This window comes from Pseudomonas mandelii (genome assembly GCF_002251635.1).
In the GTDB taxonomy this organism is placed as follows: Bacteria; Pseudomonadota; Gammaproteobacteria; order Pseudomonadales; family Pseudomonadaceae; genus Aquipseudomonas; species Aquipseudomonas mandelii_B.
This window is the reverse complement of record NZ_NMOJ01000197.1, coordinates 1-23,843: the sequence shown is the minus strand read 5'-3', so window position 1 is coordinate 23,843 and position 23,843 is coordinate 1. Positions and strand designations below refer to the sequence as shown.

Below are 23,843 nucleotides of genomic sequence, written 5' to 3'. Positions count from 1 at the left end.
AGCTTTGTCGGCTTTCTTGGCTTCATCAGCCTTTTTCGCCTCGTCAGCTTTCTTGGCTTCGTCGGCCTTCTTGGATTCTTCGGCTTTTTGAGCCGCATCTTCCTTCTTTTGTTCCGCGGCCTTGATCGCTTCCTGTTCGATCTTTTTCTGTTCCATCTGTTCGACTTCGGTCTGACGCGCAGCCGACTTCTGGGCCTCACCCGCAATCTTCTGATTGGTCTGGGTAGTGGCCTGACTTTTCGATTTCAGCTGATACAGGGTCGCCTGCACGATCGGCTTGGCTGGCGGCAGGTCCGGGGTGAAGGCGAAACTGACGAACAGCATGCCGAACACCAGCACGTGCAAGGCAATTGCCCAGACGCTAGGCCAGAAGAAGCTTTCCGAGGCGGACGGCTCTCGCTGTTGGTGCATCAGGGCGCCTCGGTAATCAAGCCAACGTTACCGACGCCGGCCTTCTGCAACCCGCCCATGGCGCCCATCACGGAGCCGTAATCGACGGTCTTGTCGCCACGGATAAACACCTGGGTGCGCTTGCCGCCTTCAGTACCGGACCGAATGATCTTGGTCACGGCGTCGGTCATCTGCGGCAAGGTCATGGCCTTGTCCTGCTGTTTCTGAGTGTCGACTTCGCTGCCAAGGTTCCAGTAATAGGTCTTGTCAGCCTTGATCGAAATGGTCAGGACCTGAGTGTTGTTGTCTTGCGGCAAGGCTTCGCTGGAAACCTTGGGCAGATCAACCTTCACGCCCTGATTGAGCATCGGCGCGGTCACCATGAAGATGACCAGCAGCACCAACATCACGTCGATGTAGGGCACTACGTTCATCTCGGCGACCGGCTTGCGCTTTTTGCGAGCTCGAGCGATTAAAGCCATTGGGAATTACCTGCTTATTCTTCGCTGGTGTGCACTTTACGGTGCAGGATCGCCTGGAACTCGTCGGCGAAGGTGTAGTAACGGCTGATCAAGGTTTCGCCGCGTGCGGCAAAACGGTTGTAAGCGATTACTGCTGGGATAGCAGCGAACAGGCCGATCGCGGTAGCGACCAGGGCTTCGGCGATACCCGGGGCCACAGTGGCCAGGGTCGCTTGCTGGGCCTGAGCCAGGCCACGGAAGGAGTTCATGATCCCCCAGACGGTGCCGAACAGACCGATGTACGGGCTGACGGAGCCGACGGTAGCGAGGAACGGCAGGCTCTGCTCCAGTTTCTCTTCTTCGCGTGAAATCGCGACGCGCATGGCACGGGCCACACCTTCCATGACCGCTTCAGGGTCGACGCCCGGCTGCTGGCGCAGGCGCGAGAATTCCTTGAAGCCGGCGCGGAAGATCTGCTCGACGCCCGAATCCGGGTCCGGGTTGCTGCCCGCCTGACGGTACAGCTTGGACAGGTCGATACCCGACCAGAAGCGCTCTTCGAAGCTCTCCAGGGCACGTCGACCGGCACGCAGCAAGTTGCTGCGCTGAAAAATCATGACCCAAGAGGTAACCGATGCGGCTACCAGGATCAGCATTACCAGTTGAACCACAACACTGGCATTGCTGACCAGGCTCCACATGGAGGAATGGTCGACGACGGTAGGTTCCACGCTAAATCTCCTGCTTTGATTGTTTACCCGCGCCGCTTACGCCGGCAAAGGCCGCACGTAGAGCTTCGGGAATGGCCCGGGGTTTCAAACTATTGGTGCGCACACAGGCCACCAGGAACTGCCCCTCACAGAGCAGCGTTGCATCCGTTGCCCGCCTGACTTGCTGTTTAAAGCGCAGGCTGACACGGTTCAATTCGATTACTTGCGCGCTGACCAGCAGTTCATCGTCCAGCCGCGCCGGTGCGTGGTAACGCGCCTCGCTGGAATGCACGACAAACAACAGGTCTTCCCCCGCAAGCGTGGATTGGGCAAAGCCCAACTCCCGTAGCCGCTCGGTTCGAGCCCGCTCCATGAACTTGAGGTAGTTGACGTAATACACGATGCCGCCAGCATCGGTGTCCTCGTAATAAACGCGACAGCGATGTACGAACGACTGATCCCCGTTTTGCGCGCGCATACTCTAGTGCTTACTCCTCAGGTTGCCAATCCGGCCAGGCAACTGTTTTTCATTGATTCGCGGCTTTCTGGTGAAAGTACGGTCCTCAGACCGCACAAACTCCGAATAAATCAGCCCGCAAAGGTGATTAATCGTCTACCGCATCGAGGAATTCGTCTACTACAGGCATCTCGCCCAATCGTGACGGAATGTTTAACCCAAAGTGCAAATAGGCGTGGCGCGTGACCACTCGCCCCCGTGGCGTGCGCATGATGTAGCCCTGCTGGATCAGGTACGGCTCCAGCACATCCTCAATGGTATGGCGCTCTTCACTGATGGCGGCTGCCAGGCTGTCCACGCCCACCGGGCCACCGTCGAACTTCTCGATCATGGTCAAGAGTAGACGTCGATCCTGATGATCGAAGCCATGCTCGTCCACATCCAACAGGTTCAAGGCCAGGTCGGCCACGGCCTTGGTGATATGCCCCTTGGCCCGCACCTCGGCAAAATCGCGTACGCGACGCAACAAACGGTTGGCGATCCGTGGCGTGCCACGGGCCCGGCGGGCGATTTCAAAGGCGCCTTCCGGGTCCAGGGGCAAGCCGAGAATGCTCGCAGACCGGCTGACGATGGTCGCCAGGTCAGCGGTGCTATAGAACTCCAGGCGNTGCACAATGCCGAAACGGTCTCGTAGCGGGTTGGTCAGCATGCCCGCGCGGGTGGTTGCGCCGACCAAGGTGAACGGCGGTAGNTCGAGNTTGATCGANCGCGCNGCCGGCCCTTCACCAATCATGATGTCGAGCTGGAAGTCTTCCATGGCCGGGTACAGCACTTCTTCGACGATCGGCGACAGCCGGTGGATCTCGTCGATAAACAGCACGTCGTGGGGTTCAAGATTGGTCAGCAACGCCGCCAGGTCACCCGGACGCTCCAGCACCGGGCCGGAGGTGGACTTGATCGACACGCCCATTTCATGGGCGATAATCATGGCCAGCGTGGTTTTACCCAGCCCCGGCGGACCGAAGATCAACGTGTGGTCGAGGGACTCACTNCGCCCGCGAGCGGCCTGGATGAACAACTCCATCTGCTCGCGCACAGTCGGCTGGCCAATGTAGTCGGCCAGGCTCAGGGGGCGGATGGCGCGGTCCTGGACCTCTTCACGGTCGCGCGGGCCGGTGGCCGCGATCAGACGATCAGCTTCAATCACTTAAATCATTCCCTTCAGGGCTCGGCGGATCATGTCTTCGCTGCTCAGGTTCTTGTCCTTGATGGCCGACACCGCTTTGCTGGCTTCCTGCGGCTTGTAGCCCAAGGAAATCAGCGCGCTGACCGCGTCATTTTCGGCGGTGGCGACCGGTGCCGGCGCATCAGGCCCACCCGGCTGGTTCGGCACCAGGGCGAACATCGCCGGTACGACTTCCCAGGCCTTGAAGCGATCCTTGAGTTCCACCAGCAGGCGCTCCGCGGTTTTCTTGCCGACACCCGGCACCTTGGTCAGCGCAGAGGTGTCCTGGGATTGCACGCAACGGACCAGCTCATCCACTTCGAGGCTCGACATCAACGCCAGGGCCAATTTTGGCCCCACACCATTGAGACGGATCAACTCGCGAAAAAAGTCTCGCTCACGCTTGCCGAAGAAGCCATAGAGTAACTGCGCGTCTTCACGAACAACCAGATGGGTGTGCAAGGTCAGCGGTTCACCGACCGACGGCAAGCGATAGAGGGTGGTCATGGGCACTTCCAGCTCATACCCCAACCCATTTACATCCAGAATCAGGTGCGGCGGCTGTTTTTCAGCCAGGGTGCCGCGCAAGCGTCCAATCACGTTTCAGATCCTTGAGCGTTGGCCAGATCAACGACTGGCGACTGACAGAACAAGGGTTTTGCGCCGACAACACAGGCGCAAAACCCTCATTCCCTAAAAATGACTGCTGATGCTATCAGAGACGCAGGCGCCCGCCACGACTGCGTGCCGTGCCCAGGCCATGCGGCAACAGGCTGGAGCGGGTGTGGGCATGGCAAATGGCAATGGCCAGGGCGTCGGAGGCGTCGATTTGCGGTTTTGAGGTGAGCTTGAGCATGTGCATGACCATCATCTGCACCTGCTCCTTGTTTGCGGCACCGGTGCCGGTCACTGCTTGCTTGACCTGGGTCGCGGTGTACTCGGCGATTTCCAGGCTTTCTTCGGCACCCGCCACGATCGCGGCGCCACGGGCCTGGCCGAGTTTCAGGGCGGAGTCGGCGTTTTTGGCCATGAAGACTTTTTCGATGCCCATGGTGACCGGCCCGTAGGTCTGGATCACTTCACGCACGCCGCGATAGACGATCTGCAGGCGCTCGGCCAACTCGCCCGCGCCAGTGCGGATGCAGCCCGAGGCCACGTAGACGCAGCCACGCCCGGTATCACGTACCACGCCATAACCGGTGATGCGCGAACCGGGGTCGATACCAAGAATTAAAGTCATAACGCCTGCGGGTTCATTAAAAACACAATATTCATTACAGCAAATAACAAATGTGGGAGCTGGCTTGCCTGCGATGGCGTAGGCGCAGGCAAGCCAGCTCCCACACTGAATCTTAGTCGCCCTTATCCGAGCTGCGCGGCTACCGACTCGGGAATGTCCGCGTTGGAGTAGACGTTCTGCACGTCATCCAGGTCTTCAAGCATGTCGANCATCTTCAGCACTTTCTGCGCGCCGTCCAGGTCCAGCTCGGCGCTGGTGGTCGGCAGCATCACGATTTCCGCGTCAGTGCCTTTGAAACCGGCCGCTTCCAGCGCGTTCCGCACGGAGTAGAAGCCGGCGAACGAGGTGAACACGTCAATCGAACCGTCTTCATGGGTGACCACGTCATCGGCGTCGGCGTCCATGGCCGCTTCCATCAGCGCATCTTCATCAACACCCGGCGCGAAGGAAATCTGCCCCTTGCGCTCAAACAGATAGGCCACCGAACCGTCAGTCCCCAGGTTGCCGCCACACTTGCTGAACGCATGGCGCACGGCTGCCGCCGTACGGTTGCGGTTGTCGGTCATGCACTCGACCATCACCGCCACGCCACCCGGGCCGTAGCCTTCATAGGTCAGTTCGACCATGTCGTCAGTATCGGCTGCACCGGCACCGCGGGCCACGGCGCGATCAATAATGTCGCGGCTCATGTTGGCGCCCAACGCCTTGTCCAGCGCCAGGCGCAGACGCGGGTTGGAGCCCGGGTCACCGCCACCCTGGCGAGCAGCGACGGTCAGCTCGCGAATCCACTTGGTGAAGATCTTGCCNTTCTTGGCATCCTGACGCTCTTTGCGGTGCTTGATGTTCGCCCACTTGGAATGACCCGCCATATCTCGCTCCGAATTTCTCTTTGAAACATCGCCCGCCGCGCACGCTGTGTCGGCCAGCAACAAAAAATCTCGACCTAAAGAAAAGGCGCATCCCGGAAGGATGCGCCTTTGCGGTCAGCCTTACTCAGCCTTTGGCGTTTCGCGCAGACGAATGTGCAGTTCGCGCAATGCCTTGGCATCTACAGCACCCGGTGCCTGAGTCATGACGTCAGCCGCGCTCTGGGTTTTCGGGAAGGCGATCACTTCACGGATCGACTGGGCGCCGGTCATCAGCATCACCAGACGGTCCAGACCGAACGCCAGGCCACCGTGCGGCGGCGCGCCGTATTTCAGGGCGTCGAGCAGGAAGCCGAATTTCTCTTCCTGTTCCGCTTCGTTGATGCCCAACAGGCGGAAGACCGCTTGTTGCATCTCTTTGCGGTGGATACGGATCGAACCGCCACCCAACTCAGTGCCGTTCAACACCATGTCGTAGGCGCGGGACAGAGCTCCAGCGGGGTTGGCTTCCAGCTCTTGCGGCGAGCACTTCGGCGCAGTGAACGGGTGGTGCAAGGCGCTGAAGCTGCCGTCGTCGTTCTCTTCGAACATCGGGAAGTCGACCACCCACATCGGTGCCCACTTGCAGGTCAGCAGGTCCAGGTCGTGGCCCAGCTTGATCCGCAGCGCGCCCAGGGCTTCGCTGACGATCTTGGCTTTGTCGGCACCGAAGAACACGATGTCGCCGTCAACCGCGCCAACGCGATCGAGGATCACGTTGAGGTTGGCCNNAGGGATGTTTTTCACGATCGGCGACTGCAGGCCTTCAACACCGTTAGCACGCTCGTTGACCTTGATGTACGCCAGGCCTTTGGCACCGTAGATGCCGACGAACTTGGTGTAGTCGTCGATCTGTTTGCGCGGCATGCTCGCGCCGCCTGGTACACGCAGGGCGGCGATACGGCATTTAGGGTCGTTGGCCGGGCCGCTGAACACCTTGAAGTCGACTGCTTTGAGCTGGTCGGCCACGTCCACCAGTTCCAGCGGGTTACGCAGGTCTGGCTTGTCGGAACCGTAGCGGCGCATGGCTTCTTCGAAGGTCATGTGCGGGAACTCGCCGAACTCCAGGTCCAGCACTTCCTTGAACAGGTTGCGGATCATTTGTTCGGTCAGGCCCATGATCTCTTTTTCATCGAGGAAGCTGGTCTCGATGTCGATCTGGGTGAATTCCGGCTGGCGGTCGGCACGCAGGTCTTCGTCNCGGAAGCACTTGGCGATCTGGTAGTAACGGTCGAAGCCGGCCACCATCAGCAGTTGTTTGAACAGCTGCGGCGATTGCGGCAAGGCGAAGAAGGAGCCGGCGTGGGTACGGCTTGGCACCAGATAGTCACGCGCGCCTTCCGGGGTGGCCCGGGTCAGGATCGGCGTTTCGACGTCGAGGAAGCCGTTCTCGTCGAGGAAGCGGCGGATGCTGGTGGTCATGCGCGAACGCAGACGCAGCTTCTCGGCCATTTCCGGACGACGCAGGTCCAGGAAGCGGTAGCGCAGGCGAGTTTCTTCGCCCACGTCGGAATACTCGTTGAGTGGGAACGGCGGGGTTTCCGACTCGTTCAGCACTTCCAGCTCGTAGCCCAGCACTTCGATGGCGCCGGAGGCCATGTTCGCGTTCACGGCACCGGCCGGACGCAGGCGAACCTTGCCGGTGATCTTGACAACGTACTCGCTGCGCACACGGTCGGCGGCGGCGAAGCTCTCGGCGCGGTCCGGATCGAACACCACCTGGGCCAGACCATCACGATCACGGATATCGAGGAAAATCACCCCGCCGTGGTCGCGGCGACGGTGAACCCATCCGCAAAGGGTGATTTCCTGACCTTCCAGGGTCTCGTTCAGTTGGCCGCAATAGTGGCTGCGCATCATGGTAGTGGTTTCACTTCTCGTAATCGAAATTCGGTTGGAGGCCCTGCAGGTGTTGCAAGGGCTCGCGCGTGTCGTTCAACTCAGGTTCCAGACCTTAGTCAGCTTTGTCGCCGCCGGCCAGATTCTTCTTGGCGCCGGTCTTGAAGTCGGTCTCGTACCAGCCGCCGCCGCTCAGGCGGAAGCCCGGCATGGACAACATCTTCTTCAGCTCAGGAGCCTGGCAGGCAGGGCAATCGACCAGCGGCGCTGCGCTGATCTTCTGAATGGCTTCCAACTGATGACCACAGGAAGCACATTGATAGTCGTACATGGGCATGGGGGTTGTCTCGGCGATCAGATTGCTACCGCACACACTGGGTTTTGCGGCAAAGAGCGGGATTATATCCATTAAATGCAGCCTGTGCAGCCGTAAGACTGCACAGACCGACACGCTGCCCGATCACCCGCGTGGCTAGGGCATTGCGACGCAGCCCCCTTCTTTCAGGCTGTGTACGACGCAGACAACCCGCACCAGCCCGGTAAAGTTCTTGACCCCGCCATGACGCAAGTGCACTTCGCGATCCACGTGGGACAGCAGCGCACTGACCGTACAACAATTGACCTTGGCCATATCGCCCAGAATATCCCAGTACACCTGCTCAAGCCGCAAGCAGGTGGCAAAGCCGTTCAACCGCACCGACCGGGATAGAGGCCGGGCCAGCCCCATATCAAATTCGCTGACAAATGGATCAATCCTTATCTCCTTGACCGGACCGACCCTCCCCTCGCTTCGCCTGTCTTCGTAATCCATATCGTTGACACTCCTTTGTCATCCTTGCCTTCTGTAAGAGCACTCTGCGTGGCCTTATAAAAGCGCAGGCGCAAAGGTATATCCAGATGACTTTATGACCGTGGACGTAGGATAAGCCAACAGCTGAATGGCGATCATGGAGACCGTCCTAGGCCGGCCATTTTCCTACGCAACCAGAGGATTTTTAACGCACGAAAAAGCGATTGAAAGAAGTCGAAGATCGCGAACGACACCCGAGGGGCATCATTCGCGTACTGACGATATTACTGATCCAGCAGAGACCGCAGCATCCATGCGGTTTTTTCGTGGACTTGCATGCGCTGGGTCAACAAGTCCGCCGTGGGCTCATCGCTGACTTTTTCCAGCAGCGGAAAGATCCCGCGCGCGGTACGGGTGACCGCCTCTTGCCCATCGACAAGCTGCTTGATCATGTCTTCGGCGCTGGGCACGCCGGCTTCTTCCTTAATAGAAGACAGCCGCGCATAAATCGAATAGGCGCCGGGGGCAGGAAACCCGAGGGCGCGAATGCGCTCGGCAATCGAATCGACGGCCAGGGCCAGCTCGTTGTATTGCTCCTCGAACATCAGGTGCAGGGTCCGAAACATGGGGCCCGTGACGTTCCAATGGAAGTTGTGGGTTTTCAAATACAGTACATAGGTATCGGACAGCAGTCGTGAAAGCCCATCGACGATGGATTTACGATCTTCTTCACTGATACCAATATCGATTGCCATGTTTTTCCCCTAAAGGTGATGAATTCATCCAACAGGTGCAGGACCACTCTAGCAAGCCTGCCACCCCCTCGCAGCCCGGGATTGCACAATGACCTGCGACAAATCGCCCCGCGAAGCACCGCTGGACTGCCTGATTTGAGTAGCTGCAGGCTTTGCTGTTAAATAGACCGCGTGTCGCGACCGCCTGTTTTTCGGGGGCTGCGCATAGGCTGGTACCGGGTACGTGTCCAACGCCTCTTATTGTTCTGAAGCGAACCGTGCCAGTCAGCTCTTCCTTGTGATCCTTCTTAACGTGAGTTAATCAAAATGTTGAAAATCGTCCACCTGCTAACGGGCGCAGCAGCTTTGCTGCTGTCCTTCATCCCTAGCCTGCGATCCGAAGCAGTCCCTTACCTGCAACAACCTGACGCGCTGTACCTGGCCTTTTTCGGCCTGCTCAACCTCACCCTTGCTCCGGTNATCCCTTACTGGAACAAAGGCNCACGTCATCAACTGCAAAACCTGGTCAGCGCCCTGCTGGTCCTGGCTGTCGTCCTGCAAACCCTGACGTTGCTCGCGCCGATGCCTGTCATCGCCGGTCAACCTGCCGTTCTGTTCAGCCTGGTGGCTGCGCTGATCGCCGTTCTCCTGCACCTGGCTATCAGCTTCTACAAATCCTCGCCTGCCGCTGCGTCGCAAAACTACGACATGACCAACCGGGATACCGGGACCGTCAAGTGGTTCAACACCTCCAAAGGCTTCGGCTTTATTTCCCGCGATTCGGGCGACGATATCTTCGTCCACTTCCGGGCCATCCGTGGCGAAGGCCACCGCGTCCTGGTCGAAGGCCAGCGCGTGGAGTTCTCCGTCATGAACCGCGACAAGGGCCTGCAAGCCGAAGATGTGATCGCCGCATTGCCGCGTCGCTGATTCAAGGCTAAAAAAAACCGCGAGCAGCTGAGCTGTTCGCGGTTTTTTATTGCCTGCGGTTTCAATAGTGAGGCGGTGGCGCTTCTTCTTCGGATGACTCGAACTGGCCACCCATTTCTTCCTGGCGCTTGAGCAGNGCNGCCATCTGCAATTGCAGGCGTTCAACGGCACGCTGCTGCGTCGCCAGCACATCGCTCAACGACTGGATAGTGTCATCCTGAAACGCCAGTTGGCTCTCCAGATCGGTAACGCGATCTTCCAGGCTCATGATTCAACCCTCCAGAAACGTGAAATCTTCGGTTAACAGCAGACGCAGGCGCTCGCGAATCGACGCAATCTGCGCTGCGCTGTAAGGCACGGCCGGGTGTCTGCCCCAGACCGGAGCTGGCCAGGCGGCGTCCTCACGTTTGCGCACAATGACATGCATGTGCAACTGACTGACGACATTACCCAGCGCCGCAACATTCAGCTTATCGGCGTCGAACGAATCCTTGAGCAGTTCCGCCAGCGCAGTTGTTTCCTGCCACAGCTGCTGTTGATCTGCGACACCCAACTGAAATATCTCACTGATATCTTCAATGCGCGGCACCAGGATGAACCAGGGGTAATTCGAGTCTTTGGACAACAGCAGGCGNCAAAGCGGGAAATCGCCAATCGGAAGCGTGTCTTGTTGAAGTCGTGGATCTAAAGCGAACACCGCGCGCACTCCCGCCAGGTCATCATTTTTCAGCTTAGCGCCCATCCAGACAGGCCGCGCACCAAGCGACAGGACGCCAGCATACCCGTGATCACCCCAGGCATCACCTTGAACCAACGCCCCGAGATGGGCCGTTTTTGATCAGGACGCACCAACACAGAACCGAAGATTGCCCCCAGAAGGGCGAAATGACTGATATCCAATGAATAGTTCCAGCCGTAGTCATGAGCGCACTGTGTGATTTCAGCACAGTGATTAAGATTTTTTGCACCAAAACCGCACAGTGCGTCTACGCTGAGTGCGTCAGCATCCGTGAATTACTCACCGAAGGGGTGAACCGGTAACGTTTTTCATTGTCACGCTTTCGGTTTCAGGGTTACAACACCATGCAATGCACGGCGTCAAGCGTACAGACAACACGCTTGAAGCCCCCGGTTTTACGAGGTTTTTACAGCAACAGGCAGGCTTTCGGAAAAAATCAGTAGCAGAATTCCGGTTTGTGCACGCTTGTTGCATTCACACCCACATCGCCCTGATGCCTCCGCTGGAAGTGGAGGCCCCAAGGCACATAAAAACAGCGGCAGGGTTGCCCAATGGAGATTCAAACGTTTCACCAGGGACTCTTTTTACCGATGCACAAGTCTTGGAAAACAACGTTAAAGTTGCCAATCCGCTTGCGTCGAGGCAGTAAATTTGCGACATCTACCCAGCCGTTTGCGACACCGTCGTAAAGAAGCTGAAAGGNTAGATGGGTAAGTATCGTCAATAGGGTCTGCGTGATATAACTTTGCGCCGACACAAAAAAGAAAGAGCCGCCCAGATAAAAATACAGGTGGGACGGCAGTACTCTTCCTAAAACCAAAGGAGCAAATCACGATGCGCGTGATGAAGTGGAGCATGATCGCCCTGGCTGTTTCAGCAGGCACCTCGCAATACGCAATGGCGTCCGCACAAGACGACGCCAAGGGTTTTGTTGAAGACAGCACTTTCAGCATCAACACCCGGTTGCTGTATTTCAGCCGTGACAAGCGCAACAACGACTCCGGCCAAAGCCGCACCGAAGAAACCGGTCTTGGTTTCAACGGCCTGTACCAATCCGGCTTTACCCAAGGCACCATTGGTGTCGGTGTTCACCCAAGGTACTGTTGGTTTCGGTTTAGACGCCTTGGCCAATGGCATGATCAAACTGGACAGCGGTCCAGGCCGCACCGGTAACGGCATGTTCGGCAAGGACAGTGATGGCACGCCAGAAGACACCCAATCCAACGCTGGCGGCGCAGTTAAATTCCGCTTGTCCGACACTGTTCTGAAATACGGTAACCAATACGTTGCCAGCCCTGTCTTCTCTACTGACGACAGCCGTTTGCTGCCAGAAGTTGCTACCGGTACTTTGATCACCAGCAAAGAAATCAAAGGCCTTGAATTGAGTGCTGGTCATTTCACCGCGATGCGGGCGCAGAACCAAATGGGGCGCGATAGCCTTGGTCTGAAAGCCGCAGATATTGCCGGTGCAACCTACCAGTTCACCGACAATTTTGTTGCCGGCGTAGCTGCTTCCGATGTTGACGACCATTTCAAGAAGCAATACATCAACGCCAACTACACCCTGCCGATCAACGAAGATCAGTCCCTGAACTTCGACTTCAACGGCTATCGCTCCAAGAGCCAGGGTCAAGAGCTGAGCGGTGACGTTGACAACCGCATCTGGTCCCTCGCAGCGGCCTATAGCCTTGGCGCACATAAATTCACCTTGGCTCACCAGCGTTCGACCGGTGACACCGGTTATGTTTATGGCGTTGACGGCGGCGGTACTATCTTCCTCTCCAACTCCGTTCAATACTCCGACTTCAACGGTCAAGACGAGCGCTCCTGGCAGGCTCGCTATGACCTGAACATGAAGAGCTACGGCGTTCCTGGCTTGAGCTTCATGACTCGTTACATCCGTGGCGACAACATCACCACCGGTGACACTGAGTCCAAAGAACACGAATGGGACTTCGAGACCAAGTATGTTCTGCAAAGCGGCCCAGCCAAGGACCTGTCTTTCCGCGTACGTAACGCGGTCTATCGTGCAAACTCCGCATACGATAGCGACAAAGTTGACACCCGTCTGATCATTGAATATCCGCTGAGCATCTTGTAATTCAGCGCTAATTCGACAGCTACACAGCACGGCAACAAAAAAAACGCTCACCTGAATCAGGTGAGCGTTTTTTTGTGCCTGGTTTCCATACCGTCTTTTGATTGTTGCCAGTTGAATCGAAGGCCCCTCTTCGGAGGGGCCTTTTTTTTAACCATTGCACAGTGCATTAATGATTAGCTTGCTACTCAATAAGCCTGACTATTAAGTCAGGCCTGGGTTAAAACATCTCAATTCACCGGTGCTTCCTGAACCACTCGAATAACCCGCTGTGGAAATGGAATATCAATACCGGCCGTTTTCAAACGATCCCGGGACTGCTCGTTAAACATGAACATCACATCCCAGTAATCCGCGGTCTTCACCCACACTCGCAGAGAAACAGTAATCGAACTATCACCCAGCGTCGAAATTACTGCCTGAGGTGCCGGTTCAGCCAAAATACGCTCGTCTTTGGCCAGATCCAGTAATACTTCACGGGCCTTCTGAAGATCCGCTTCGTAGTCCACGCCCACATCAAATACAACTTTGCGCGTTGGCTGACGATTTGTATTGGTAATGATACCGTTCGACAGGCTGCCGTTCGGGACAATGATGGTTTTGTTGTCCCCGGTGCGCAGCACGGTGTGGAANATCTGGATGCTGTCGACAGTGCCGGAAGTGCCTTGGGCTTCAATCCAGTCACCGATGCGGAACGGGCGGAACAGCAGAATCAGCACACCACCGGCGAAGTTGGCCAGGCTGCCTTGCAGCGCCAGGCCGATCGCCAGGGTAGCCGCACCGATCGCGGCGACGAACGAGGTTGTTGCCACGCCAATCATCGATGCCACGCTGACGATCAGCATGACTTTCAGCGNGATATTGGCCACGTTGCTGATAAAGCTTTGCAGCGCCAAGTCGGCGCTACGCAAGGCCAGCAAACCGCCGAGCTTTTGCGTGACCTTGTTGATCAGCCACCAGCCGACGGCCAGCGTGATGACCGCCAGCAACACGCGACTGCCGTACTCCATGATCATCGGGATCCAGGCTTGGGATGCCTTGACCAGGTTATCCACTTCGGTATTCAAATCCATCTACTTTCTCCTGATTTCCGGCCATCCGGCACGCGAAAAAATAAGCGGCAGAAAAAGACCCGCCGGANNANGGTGTGTCATTCAACAGTGATGTCGACTGATACACCCTCATCGCGAGCAAGCTCGCTCCCACAGTTCCCACTTGAAAGATCAGTCGCGGAAGTTGTTGAACTGCAGCGGCATGTCGAAAGTCTTGGCGCGCAGGGCCGCGATGGCTTCCTGCAAATCATCACGTTTCTTGCCGGTGATGCGCACTTGCTCGCCCTGAATGGCGGCCTGGACCTTGAGCTTGGCGTCCTTGACGTGAGCAACGATCTTCTTCGCCAGCTCTTTGTCGATGCCTTCCTTGAGAACCGCTTCCTGCTTCATCAGCTTGCCGGAAGCATAGGCTTCTTTGATTTCAAGGCACTGCGCGTCGATCTTGCGCTTGACCAGGGACAACTTAAGGATCTCGATCATCGCTTCCAGCTGGAAATCGGCTTCAGCGGTCAGGTTGACGGTCAGTTCCTTTTCCTTGAATTCGAAGCTGCCCTTGCCTTTCAAGTCATAGCGACGGTCCAGTTCCTTGACGGCGTTCTCGACGGCGTTGGTGACTTCGTGTTTGTCCAGTTCGGATACCACGTCGAACGAAGGCATGTCATTTCTCCAATAAAAGGCGCGCTCGATAGCGATGGAGCGCGCTTGGCTTGCGGTTAAAATCGGGCTCATTATAACGGGTCTTTTCCAACCGATACTGCGAGCCTTACATGCCTGCGCCAAACCGAGCAAAAAGCTGATGTCCACCACTTGGCATGTTTTGGGTGCCGGCAGCCTTGGCACGTTGTGGGCCACCCGCCTGGCGCGGGCCGGGGTGCCGGTCCGGTTGATCCTGCGCGATGAACAACGTTTACAGGCCTATCAGGCGGCGGGCGGGCTGACGCTGGTGGAGCACGGCGAAGCCAACACTTATGAGATCCCCGGTGAGACACCGCACAACAGCGAGCCGATCAACCGCCTGCTGGTAGCCTGCAAGGCCTACGATGCCGAAAAGGCTGTCGCCCAACTGGCACCACGCCTGACGCCCGACGCCGAGCTGATCCTGTTGCAGAACGGCCTCGGCAGTCAGGACGCTGTCGCCGCACAGGTGCCTCAGGCGCGTTGCGTATGCGCATCGAGCACCGAAGGCGCGTTTCGCGATGGCGACTGGCGCGTGGTGTTCGCCGGTCACGGCTACACCTGGCTGGGGGATGCCTGTCATCCGGTGGCGCCGATCTGGCTGGATGAACTGACGGCCGCCGGTATTCCTCACGAATGGAGCACCGACATCCTGACCCGGCTGTGGCGCAAACTGGCACTCAACTGTGCGATCAATCCGCTGACGGTGCTGCACGATTGCCGCAACGGCGGCTTGCAGCAACACCATTGCGAAGTCGCCACCCTTTGCGTCGAACTGACCGACTTGCTGGAACGCTGCGGTCAGCCGGCTGCCGCCGAGGAACTGCAACAGGAAGTCGAACGGGTGATCCATGCCACCGCGGCCAACTACTCCTCGATGCACCAGGACGTCGCGAGCCAGCGCCGGACCGAAATCAGCTACCTGTTGGGCTATGTCTGCAAAGTGGCCGCACGGCACCAGTTGAACCTGCCCCACCTCAATCAGTTACAGCAGCGGCTGATTGTCCATCTTCAAAGCCTTGGATTGCCCAGCGACTGAGCAGCGGCTACGCTGGCCACTTGTTCCTTTTCAGCGATGAACCTGATGCCATTGCGCCAGCGTCTCGAAAACCTTCCGGTCGGCCAGAAACTGCTGGCCGCCCTGCTGGTGCTGTTGACCACTGTATTGCTGGTGGCCAACCTGACGTTTATCAGTGCCGCCTATTGGATCTCCCAGGAAAGCATGGCGCCCCAGGCACTGCAGNCCATCGGCCGACTGGTGTCTAACCCGAGCCTGGTGGCCGACGCCTTGACGTCGCCGCAAAGTGCCGAGCGCCTGCTCAATGAACTCAACAGTTATTCACCGCTGCGGGCAGCAGCCTTGTATGACGGCAAGGGTGAGCGATTGGCGCAATTGCAGCATGGCGAAAAGCTGCACCTGCCGGATCGCTACCGGCACATCGAAGCCTGGCAGGCCACCGAGTTTCGCAGCAATCAGGTGATCACCCTGCCCCGCCCCGGCACCGCGCCGGGGCACCTGTTACTGGTGGCCAGCAGTGAATTGCCAGTGGCGTTCTATACCGGGACCCTGACCGCCAGTCTCGGCATTCTGATCTTCAGTGTGCTGTTGTGGCTGGTNATCGCCCGGCAGATCAAACGCCTGATCACTCGCCCGATCCACGAACTGGAAGAACTGTCGCGCCAGGTGACTCGCGAGGAGAACTACGCCCTGCGCGCCGGACGTGGCAACCATGATGAAATCGGCAGCCTGGCCGAAGCGTTCAACACCATGTTGTCGCGTATCGAAGCCCGCGAGCAGCAGCTCAAACGTGCGCGCGACGACTCACAGGCTGCGTACGACCAGGCCCAAGGCCTGGCCGAGGAGACACGCCATACCAACCGCAAGCTGGAACTCGAAGTCCAGGTTCGCAGCAAGATCGAGAAAAAACTCACCGGTTTCCAGAACTACCTGAACAGCATCATCGACTCCATGCCGTCGGCGCTGATCGCCCTCGACGAGCAACTCTATGTCACCCAGTGGAATCAGGAGGCCAGCGCCCTGTCCGGCACGCGTCTGGACGAAGCCTTGAACCAGCCGATCTTCCTCGCCTTCGAGCCGCTGAAACCGTTTCTGCCGCAGCTCAAGCAGACCGTCGAGCAGCACACGGTGGCGAAGATCGAGCGCGTGACCTGGTTCAAGGATGACGAACCCAAGCATTACGCCCTGACCTTCTATCCATTGATGGGCGGCGCCGGGCGCGGCGTGGTCATTCGGATCGACGACATNACCCAGCGCTTGTCCCTGGAAGAAATGATGGTGCAGTCGGAAAAAATGCTCTCCGTCGGCGGCCTTGCCGCGGGCATGGCCCANGAAATCAATAACCCGTTGGGTGCAATTCTGCACAACGTGCAGAACATTCGACGACGCCTGTCGCCTGACTTGCCGAAGAACCTCGAACAGGCCGAGCAAACCGGCATCTCTCTGGAAACGGTCAACAAATACCTGCAAGCGCGCGAAGTGCCGCAGCTGCTTGATGGCATTCAACAGGCGGGGGCCCGGGCTGCAAAAATTGTCACCCACATGCTCAGCTTCAGCCGTCGCAGCACCCGGCAAATGGCGCCGTGCGACCTGCCGGCGCTGATCGATCAAGCAGTGGAAATCGCCGGTAACGACTTCGACCTGGCCATCGGCTTCGACTTCAAGGGCCAGGCGATCATCCGTCAGTTCGACCCGGCACTGGGCCCGGTTCCCGGCACGGCCAACGAACTGGAACAGGTGCTGCTCAACTTGCTGAAAAACGCCGCCCAGGCCATTCACCTGCGCGAAGACGACCGCGAGCCGGGACGAATCATCCTGCGCACCCGCCTCAATCCGCCGTGGGCGGAGATCCAGGTGGAAGACAACGGCATCGGCATGAGTGAAAACGTGCGCAAACGCACCTTCGAGCCGTTTTTCACCACCAAGGAAATTGGCCAAGGCACCGGGCTTGGGCTGTCGGTGTCGTACTTCATCATCACCAACAACCATAAGGGCCAGATGGAGGTGCACTCCACNCTGGGCCAAGGCACCTGTTTCACCTTGCGCCTGCCACTGGCGGGCTCCCCCGTCATCTCTCAAGAACTCAATCAGCTATCGAGGTAACCCATGGGCTTTCGCTTGTCGAAGATTTACACCCGTACCGGCGACAAAGGCGAAACCGGACTCGGCGATGGTCGCCGCGTGCCCAAGGACCACCCGCGGATCGAGGCCATTGGCGAGGTCGATACGCTGAACAGCCAGGTGGGCGTACTGTTGGCCGGGTTGGCCGCTGAAAGTGCTGCGTATCCGGGTTTGAGCGAGGTGATTGAGGTTTTGGCGCCCTGCCAGCATCGGTTGTTCGACCTGGGTGGCGAGTTGGCGATGCCGGAGTATCAAGCGTTGAATGCAGCGGAAATCGAACGGCTGGAAGCGGCGATCGATCTGTGGAATGAGGAGNTNGGGCCTTTGGAGAACTTCATCCTGCCCGGTGGTTCAGCGCTGATTGCCCAGGCCCATGTGTGCCGCAGCGTAGCGCGCAGTGCGGAACGGCGGTGTCAGCATTTGAATGCGGTTGAGCCGTTGGAAGGCTTGGGGTTGGCGTATATCAATCGGCTGTCGGATTTGTTGTTTGTGGCCGCCAGGGTGATTGCCAAGCGNCAGGGGGTTGCCGAGATTCTTTGGCAGGCGGCCGCTAAGCCTCAGGAATAATTGGCGCCTGTNAGGNCGCCTTCGCGAGCAAGCCCGCTCCCACATTTGATCGCATTCCAACTGTAGGAATGCGGTCAAATGTGGGAGCGGGCTTGCTCGCGAAGAGGCCNNNCCGGNAATTCAAGCCCCGGGCCAGAATGCCCGAATCCCCGCCACACCTTGAGCCCCCGCCTCCCAAGCCTTTTGCTGTTCCGCCGGGCCAACACCACCGAGCAAGAACACCGGTTTGCTGAAACCGTCGATCAACGCCGCCGCCTGCTCCCAGCCCAACGGCAGCGCATCTGGATGAGTCTGGGTCGGCTGCACCGGTGACAAGGTCACAAAATCCACGCCCATCTGCTCGGCCAACGCCAGCTCTTCAGCGTTGTGGCAAGACGCCGCCAACCAGCGCGACGCCGGTAACGGCCGACCCGCCGCTGCGTATTTGCGCAACTGCGCTGCCGTGATGTGCCAGCCGGCGGACGGGAAATCCCCCAGCCATTCAAACGGCCCCTTGAGCATCAACTGCGCCTTGCCGGCACACAGGCCTACAGCGTCCACCGCCAAGTCACGGTATTTAGGGTCGTAACCATTGGGCGCACGCAGTTGAATCAGCTTGATGCCGCCAGCGATGGCTTTCTGAATACCGCGCAACAGCGCCGGGGTTTCCAGGTCTTCAGGCGTAATCAAATACTGTGCAGGCAATCGTGCGGCCGCGACGATCGGCTGGTTGGCCGCCGGGAATTCGTAGTTCAGCAGATCACGCTGAGCCACCCACTCCAACGGCTGGCCTTCGGCACCATGGGGCTCGCCGGTAAAGGCCGATACTTCCCAGACATCCAGCAACACCTGCTTGTCCGGGTAATCGTGGCGGACTTTGATCAACGGTCGTGCGGCGCTGACCACAATGCCCAGCTCTTCCTGGAGTTCGCGAGCCAGGGCGCTTTCGACGGATTCGTCGTCCTCGACCTTGCCCCCGGGGAATTCCCACAAGCCGCCCTGATGCTGGGTGTCGGCACGGCGTGCGATAAGGATCTTGCCGCTGTTGTCACGGATAACGGCGGCGGCTACGTGTACTCGTTTCACTGCCCAATCTCCTCCAGGCCAGCCTTCTGCCAGGCCTTGAACGACGGCCATTGGTAGACGGTTTCAACATAGGCTTCGTCCGCCGCCGGCAACTTCACCTGATACGTGCGCAGGCGCACGGCAATCGGTGCGAAGAAGGCATCGGCGAGGGTCGCGCCGCCGAACAGGAACGGACCGGTTTGAGTCGACGCCGCACGGCATTCAGCCCACAACGCCAGCATGCGCTCGATATCTGCCTGCACCTCAGGAGGCGTAGGCGACAGCGGTGCGTCGCGGCTCAGGTCGAACGGCATGTTGCCGCGCATGGCAAAGAACCCGGCGTGCATCTGCGCACAAGCCGAACGGGCCTGGGCACGGGCGGCGGTGTCCTTGGGCCAGAGGCCGGCGTCGGGGAATTGCTCGGCCAGGTATTCGGCAATCGCCAGGGAGTCGGCGATGGTGCCATGCCCGGTTTTCAGCAGCGGGACTTTGCCGGTCGGCGAGTGCTTGAGCAGGCGTTTGCGGGTGTCCGGCTGGCCCAGCTTGATCAGTTCTTCGGTGTACGGGGCGCCGGTGAGGTCAAGGGCCAGTGCGCCACGCAGGGACCAGGAGGAAAGCAGTTTGTCGCCGATGATCAGGTGGAGGCTCATGTGTGGGTGCCTTCTCGTCAGGGGAACAAGCCAGAATATCTAGCGGCTGGTCGTCCGTCATCCTGTGGGAGCGGGCTTGCCCGCGATGGGGGCGACTCGGTCTTATGTGCGGTATTCGGCGTTGATCTTCACGTATTCGTGGGACAGGTCGGTGGTCCAGATGGTTTCGCTGCANTCGCCGCGACCCAGTTCGATACGGATGGTGATCTCTTCCTGCTGCATCACCGCCGCGCCCTGGGCTTCGGTGTAGGTCGCGGCGCGGGCGCCACGGCTGGCGATGCAGACTTCGCCGAGGAATACGTCGATCTTGCTCACGTCCAGGTCAGGCACGCCGGCACGGCCAACGGCTGCGAGGATACGGCCCCAGTTCGGGTCGGAGGCGAACAAAGCGGTCTTGATCAGCGGCGAATGCGCCACGGTGTAGCCAACATCCAGGCATTCCTGGTGATTGCCGCCGCCGTTGACTTCAACGGTGACGAACTTGGTCGCGCCCTCACCGTCACGCACGATGGCCTGGGCCACGTCCATGCACACCTCGAACACTGCCTGTTTCAGCGCCGCGAACAGCGGGCCCTCGGTGGAGGTGATTTGCGGCAGGTTGGCCTGGCCGGTAGCGATCAGCATGCAGCAGTCGTTGGTCGAGGTGTCACCATCGATGGTAATGCGGTTGAACGACTTGTTGGCGCCGTCCAGCATCAGGCGCTGCAGCACGTCGCGGGAGACTTTGGCGTCGGTGGCAATATAGCCGAGCATGGTGGCCATGTTCGGACGGATCATGCCAGCGCCCTTGCTGATGCCGGTCACAGTAACGGTCACGCCGTCGTGCACGAACTGACGGCTCGCGCCCTTGGGCAGCGTGTCGGTGGTCATGATGCCGGTGGCCGCGGCAGCCCAGTTATCCACAGACAGGTCGTCTAGTGCCGCTTGCAATGCACCTTCGATCTTTTCCACAGGCAGCGGCTCACCGATCACGCCGGTGGAGTAAGGCAGCACTTGGCTGGCGTCGACGCCGGCCAGTTGCGCCAGCTTGGCGCAGGTGCGGGCTGCGGCGACCAGACCAGGCTCGCCGGTACCGGCGTTGGCATTGCCGGTGTTGGTCAGCAGGTAACGGATCGGGCCGGCAACGCGTTGCTTGGCCAGGATAACCGGTGCAGCGCAGAAGGCATTAAGGGTGAACACACCCGCGACAGTCGAGCCTTCGGCACAGCGCATCACCACCACATCCTTGCGCCCCGGGCGTTTGATGCCGGCCGAAGCGATACCGAGTTCAAAACCGGCAACCGGGTGCAATGTGGGCAAAGGACCAAGACCAACAGCCATGAATGCGCTCCTTAATAAATGATGTCAGCACCGCTTTCAGGAAGAACGGTGGTGTAAATGGCAAAACGCCGCGACGGCTGATGCCGGTCGCGGCGCGGGTATTTCAGCGTATGAAACGGGTTTTACTGGATCTGCCCGTGGCAATGCTTGAATTTCTTGCCCGAACCGCAGTAGCACAGTTCGTTACGGCCCAGCTTCTGTTCGTTGCGAACCGGTGCGGTGGCGAGGGCAACATCGACCTCTTCACCGAGCAGTTCCGGTTGCTCAAGACCTGGCGCTTCGTCGTGCTGGAACTGCATGCGCGCTGCTAGTGCTTCGGCTTCCTGACGCAGGCGAGCTTCTTCCTCGATCGGGTCTTCGCGACGCACTTGAACGTGGGACAGCACACGAATCGAATCGCGCTTGATCGAATCCAGCAGCTCGGAGAACAGGGTGAACGACTCACGCTTGTACTCTTGCTTCGGGTTCTTCTGGGCATAGCCACGCAGGTGGATACCGTGACGCAGGTGGTCCATAGTCGACAGGTGGTCTTTCCACAGGTCGTCCAGCACGCGCAGTACGATTTGTTTCTCGAAGGTACGCAGTGCTTCCGCACTCGCCTGCTCTTCTTTCTCGTTGTACGCGGCGAGCAGCTCGGTCATCAGCTTCTCGCGCAGGGTTTCTTCGTACAGGTGATCGTCTTCGTCCAGCCACTGTTGAACCGGCAAGTCNACACCGAAGTCGCTCTGCAACGCCGCTTCCAGACCGGCGACGTCCCACTGCTCAGGCAGCGATTGNGGCGGGATATGGGCGCTGACGGTGGCGTTGAGCACGTCCTGACGGAAATCGGCAATGGTCTCGCCAATGTTGTCGGCGGCCAGCAACGTGTTACGCATGTGATAGATCACTTTACGCTGTTCGTTGTTGACGTCATCGAACTCAAGCAGTTGCTTGCGAATGTCGAAGTTACGGCCTTCTACCTTGCGCTGGGCCTTCTCGATGGCGTTGGTCACCATGCGGTGCTCGATAGCTTCACCGGACTGCATGCCCAGGGCTTTCATGAAGTTCTTCACCCGGTCCGAGGCGAAGATACGCATCAGGCTGTCTTCCAGCGACAGGTAGAAACGGCTGGAACCGGCGTCACCCTGACGACCGGCACGACCACGCAGCTGGTTGTCGATACGGCGCGACTCGTGACGCTCGGACGCGATGACCTGCAAGCCGCCGGATTCGAGCACAGCCTGGTGGCGTTTCTGCCAGTCGGCCTTGATCTGGGCGATCTGCTCAGGGGTCGGGTTGTCGAGCGAGGCCACTTCCACTTCCCAGTTACCGCCCAACAGGATGTCGGTACCACGACCGGCCATGTTGGTGGCGATGGTGAGTGCGCCTGGGCGACCGGCCTGGGCGATGATCTCGGCTTCTTTTTCGTGGAACTTGGCGTTGAGGACCTTGTGCTCGATNCCTTCCTTCTGCAGCAGCGCAGACATGTGCTCGGACGTTTCGATGGTTGCAGTACCCACCAGCACCGGACGNCCCTGGGCCATGCCGTCCTTGATGTCGTTGATGATTGCCGCGTATTTCTCTTCGGCAGTCAGGAACACCAGGTCGTTGAAATCTTTACGCGCCAGCGGCTTGTTCGGTGGAATCACCATCACGGCCAGGCTGTAGATCTGGTGGAATTCGAACGCTTCGGTGTCGGCCGTACCGGTCATGCCGGACAGCTTGTTGTACAGACGGAAGTAGTTCTGGAAGGTAGTGGAGGCCAACGTCTGGCTTTCAGCCTGGATGTTGAGCCCTTCCTTCGCTTCGATAGCCTGGTGCAGGCCTTCGGACAGACGACGACCCGGCATGGTACGGCCAGTGTGTTCGTCAACCAGTACGACCTGGCCGTCCTGGACGATGTATTCAACGTTGCGATGGAACAGCTTGTGGGCGCGCAGGCCGGCATACACGTGGGTCAACAGGCCCAGGTTGTGCGCCGAGTACAGGCTTTCACCCTCGGCCAGCTCGCCGATCTGGGTCAGCATGTCTTCGACAAACTGGTGACCGGCTTCGTTGAGTTCGACCTGACGAGTCTTCTCGTCGATGGTGNAATGGCCGGCCTTGGTGACTTCGCCTTCCACTTCTTCGACGTGCAACTCCAGCTGCGGGATCAGTTTGTTGATCTCGATGTACAGCTTGGAGCTGTCCTCGGCCTGGCCGGAGATGATAAGCGGGGTACGGGCTTCGTCGATCAGGATGGAGTCGACTTCGTCGATCACGGCAAAGTTGAGTTCGCGCTGGAATTTTTCTTCCATGCTGAACGCCATGTTGTCGCGCAGGTAGTCGAAACCGAATTCGTTGTTGGTGCCGTAGGTGATGTCGGCAGCGTAGGCGGCGCGCTTCTCTTCCGGCGGCTGGAACGGCGTTACCACGCCGACGGTCAGGCCGAGGAATTCATACAGCGGGCGCATCCAGTTGGCGTCCCGGCGGGCCAGGTAGTCGTTCACCGTCACAACGTGCACGCCCTTGCCGGACAGTGCGTTGAGGTAAACACCCAGGGTTGCCACCAGGGTCTTGCCTTCACCCGTACGCATTTCGGCAATCATGCCTTCATGCAAGGTCATGCCGCCGATCAACTGGACGTCGAAGTGGCGCATGCCCATGACACGCTTACCGGCTTCACGGGCGACCGCAAAGGCTTCGGGAAGCAGCTTGTCGAGGGTTTCCCCTTTGGCNATGCGGGCCTTGAACTCTTGGGTCTTGGCGCGCAATTGCTCGTCCGAAAGGGCAACCATCTGCTCTTCGAAGGCATTAACCAGCTGCACCGTCTTGAGCATGCGTTTGACTTCGCGCTCATTCTTGCTTCCAAAAAGTTTCTTTAACAAAGGCGCAAACATATCGGCAGGTTCTTCCACAC

Annotated in this window: 24 protein-coding genes and 1 pseudogene; 5 read left to right on the top strand and 20 right to left on the bottom strand. The window is 58.8% G+C overall.

What is annotated here, in order from left to right:
- From tolA to B7L09_RS24450, 12 genes are all read right to left on the bottom strand, one after another.
- Positions 1 to 411, bottom strand: a 411-nt coding sequence (gene tolA, locus B7L09_RS24505; protein ID WP_094470998.1) for a cell envelope integrity protein TolA, incomplete at its 3' end; no start/stop codon positions are given.
- Positions 411 to 863, bottom strand: coding sequence for a protein TolR (gene tolR, locus B7L09_RS24500; RefSeq protein WP_176457763.1), 453 nt, complete (start codon positions 861 to 863; stop codon positions 411 to 413). The genes tolA and tolR, both read right to left, overlap by 1 nt.
- A gap of 23 nt (positions 864 to 886) precedes the next feature.
- On the bottom strand, positions 887 to 1,582 hold the full coding sequence (gene tolQ / locus B7L09_RS24495) for a protein TolQ (RefSeq protein ID WP_024077143.1): 696 nt from the start codon (positions 1,580 to 1,582) through the stop codon (positions 887 to 889).
- A 1-nt stretch (position 1,583) separates the two neighbouring features.
- Positions 1,584 to 2,039: a tol-pal system-associated acyl-CoA thioesterase gene (gene ybgC, locus B7L09_RS24490; protein ID WP_064453924.1), complete on the bottom strand. Its 456-nt coding sequence runs from the start codon at positions 2,037 to 2,039 to the stop codon at positions 1,584 to 1,586.
- Positions 2,040 to 2,166: 127 nt separating this feature from the next.
- Positions 2,167 to 3,225, bottom strand: coding sequence for a Holliday junction branch migration DNA helicase RuvB (gene ruvB, locus B7L09_RS24485; protein ID WP_094470996.1), 1,059 nt, complete (start codon positions 3,223 to 3,225; stop codon positions 2,167 to 2,169).
- Positions 3,226 to 3,843: a Holliday junction branch migration protein RuvA gene (gene ruvA / locus B7L09_RS24480; protein ID WP_094470995.1), complete on the bottom strand. Its 618-nt coding sequence runs from the start codon at positions 3,841 to 3,843 to the stop codon at positions 3,226 to 3,228.
- 115 nt (positions 3,844 to 3,958) lie between these two features.
- Positions 3,959 to 4,483 carry a crossover junction endodeoxyribonuclease RuvC gene (gene ruvC, locus B7L09_RS24475; protein WP_094470994.1) on the bottom strand — a complete coding sequence of 175 codons (525 nt, stop codon included), beginning with the start codon at positions 4,481 to 4,483 and terminating at the stop codon, positions 3,959 to 3,961.
- Positions 4,484 to 4,605: 122 nt separating this feature from the next.
- A complete protein-coding gene (locus B7L09_RS24470; RefSeq protein ID WP_094470993.1) occupies positions 4,606 to 5,352 on the bottom strand; it encodes a YebC/PmpR family DNA-binding transcriptional regulator in 747 nt (248 codons plus the stop codon).
- A gap of 120 nt (positions 5,353 to 5,472) precedes the next feature.
- The gene (gene aspS, locus B7L09_RS24465; protein WP_094470992.1) at positions 5,473 to 7,248 is read right to left on the bottom strand and encodes an aspartate--tRNA ligase; all 1,776 of its coding nucleotides are present in this window, start codon (positions 7,246 to 7,248) and stop codon (positions 5,473 to 5,475) included.
- 94 nt (positions 7,249 to 7,342) lie between these two features.
- Complete coding sequence (locus B7L09_RS24460; RefSeq protein WP_017139808.1) at positions 7,343 to 7,564, bottom strand: FmdB family zinc ribbon protein; 222 nt, start codon at positions 7,562 to 7,564, stop codon at positions 7,343 to 7,345.
- 135 nt (positions 7,565 to 7,699) lie between these two features.
- Positions 7,700 to 8,038 carry a ribbon-helix-helix domain-containing protein gene (locus tag B7L09_RS24455; protein ID WP_094470991.1) on the bottom strand — a complete coding sequence of 113 codons (339 nt, stop codon included), beginning with the start codon at positions 8,036 to 8,038 and terminating at the stop codon, positions 7,700 to 7,702.
- Between the two features lie 263 nt (positions 8,039 to 8,301).
- Positions 8,302 to 8,772 (bottom strand): Dps family protein, encoded by a 471-nt coding sequence (locus B7L09_RS24450; RefSeq protein WP_094470990.1) that lies wholly within the window; start codon positions 8,770 to 8,772, stop codon positions 8,302 to 8,304.
- 306 nt (positions 8,773 to 9,078) lie between these two features.
- Between B7L09_RS24450 and B7L09_RS32625 the strand changes: the two genes are divergently transcribed.
- The gene (locus B7L09_RS32625) at positions 9,079 to 9,681 is read left to right on the top strand and encodes a cold-shock protein (protein ID WP_094470989.1); all 603 of its coding nucleotides are present in this window, start codon (positions 9,079 to 9,081) and stop codon (positions 9,679 to 9,681) included.
- Between the two features lie 61 nt (positions 9,682 to 9,742).
- On the opposite strand, the gene B7L09_RS24440 is transcribed toward B7L09_RS32625, so the two are convergent.
- Complete coding sequence (locus B7L09_RS24440) at positions 9,743 to 9,949, bottom strand: SlyX family protein (protein WP_094470988.1); 207 nt, start codon at positions 9,947 to 9,949, stop codon at positions 9,743 to 9,745.
- 3 nt (positions 9,950 to 9,952) lie between these two features.
- On the bottom strand, positions 9,953 to 10,378 hold the full coding sequence (locus B7L09_RS24435) for an HIT domain-containing protein (protein WP_094471001.1): 426 nt from the start codon (positions 10,376 to 10,378) through the stop codon (positions 9,953 to 9,955).
- Between the two features lie 876 nt (positions 10,379 to 11,254).
- On the opposite strand from B7L09_RS24435, the pseudogene B7L09_RS24430 reads away from it, so the two are divergent.
- Positions 11,255 to 12,521 (top strand): annotated as a pseudogene (locus tag B7L09_RS24430) (OprD family porin).
- Between the two features lie 227 nt (positions 12,522 to 12,748).
- On the opposite strand, the gene B7L09_RS24425 reads toward B7L09_RS24430, so the two are convergent.
- Both B7L09_RS24425 and B7L09_RS24420 read right to left on the bottom strand, forming a co-directional pair.
- Complete coding sequence (locus B7L09_RS24425) at positions 12,749 to 13,591, bottom strand: mechanosensitive ion channel family protein (protein ID WP_094470987.1); 843 nt, start codon at positions 13,589 to 13,591, stop codon at positions 12,749 to 12,751.
- Between the two features lie 150 nt (positions 13,592 to 13,741).
- Entirely contained in the window at positions 13,742 to 14,227 is a 486-nt protein-coding gene (locus B7L09_RS24420; protein ID WP_053257767.1) for a YajQ family cyclic di-GMP-binding protein, read from the bottom strand.
- Between the two features lie 139 nt (positions 14,228 to 14,366).
- Between B7L09_RS24420 and B7L09_RS24415 the strand changes: the two genes are divergently transcribed.
- From B7L09_RS24415 to B7L09_RS24405, 3 genes are all read left to right on the top strand, one after another.
- Complete coding sequence (locus B7L09_RS24415) at positions 14,367 to 15,284, top strand: putative 2-dehydropantoate 2-reductase (protein WP_094470986.1); 918 nt, start codon at positions 14,367 to 14,369, stop codon at positions 15,282 to 15,284.
- A 45-nt stretch (positions 15,285 to 15,329) separates the two neighbouring features.
- On the top strand, positions 15,330 to 17,366 hold the full coding sequence (locus B7L09_RS24410) for a sensor histidine kinase (RefSeq protein WP_094471000.1): 2,037 nt from the start codon (positions 15,330 to 15,332) through the stop codon (positions 17,364 to 17,366).
- A gap of 3 nt (positions 17,367 to 17,369) precedes the next feature.
- Positions 17,370 to 17,951, top strand: coding sequence for a cob(I)yrinic acid a,c-diamide adenosyltransferase (locus tag B7L09_RS24405; RefSeq protein WP_094470985.1), 582 nt, complete (start codon positions 17,370 to 17,372; stop codon positions 17,949 to 17,951).
- Positions 17,952 to 18,071: 120 nt separating this feature from the next.
- On the opposite strand, the gene B7L09_RS24400 is transcribed toward B7L09_RS24405, so the two are convergent.
- The 4 genes from B7L09_RS24400 to secA all read right to left on the bottom strand — a co-directional run bounded on the left by B7L09_RS24400 (position 18,072) and on the right by secA (position 23,823).
- Positions 18,072 to 19,016 (bottom strand): Nudix family hydrolase, encoded by a 945-nt coding sequence (locus tag B7L09_RS24400; protein ID WP_094470984.1) that lies wholly within the window; start codon positions 19,014 to 19,016, stop codon positions 18,072 to 18,074.
- On the bottom strand, positions 19,013 to 19,645 hold the full coding sequence (locus tag B7L09_RS24395; RefSeq protein ID WP_094470983.1) for a glutathione S-transferase family protein: 633 nt from the start codon (positions 19,643 to 19,645) through the stop codon (positions 19,013 to 19,015). Before B7L09_RS24395 ends, B7L09_RS24400 begins: the two co-directional genes overlap by 4 nt.
- A gap of 102 nt (positions 19,646 to 19,747) precedes the next feature.
- On the bottom strand, positions 19,748 to 20,965 hold the full coding sequence (gene argJ, locus B7L09_RS24390; RefSeq protein ID WP_094470982.1) for a bifunctional glutamate N-acetyltransferase/amino-acid acetyltransferase ArgJ: 1,218 nt from the start codon (positions 20,963 to 20,965) through the stop codon (positions 19,748 to 19,750).
- Between the two features lie 122 nt (positions 20,966 to 21,087).
- On the bottom strand, positions 21,088 to 23,823 hold the full coding sequence (gene secA, locus B7L09_RS24385; protein WP_094470999.1) for a preprotein translocase subunit SecA: 2,736 nt from the start codon (positions 23,821 to 23,823) through the stop codon (positions 21,088 to 21,090).
- Between the last annotated feature and the right edge of the window lie 20 nt (positions 23,824 to 23,843).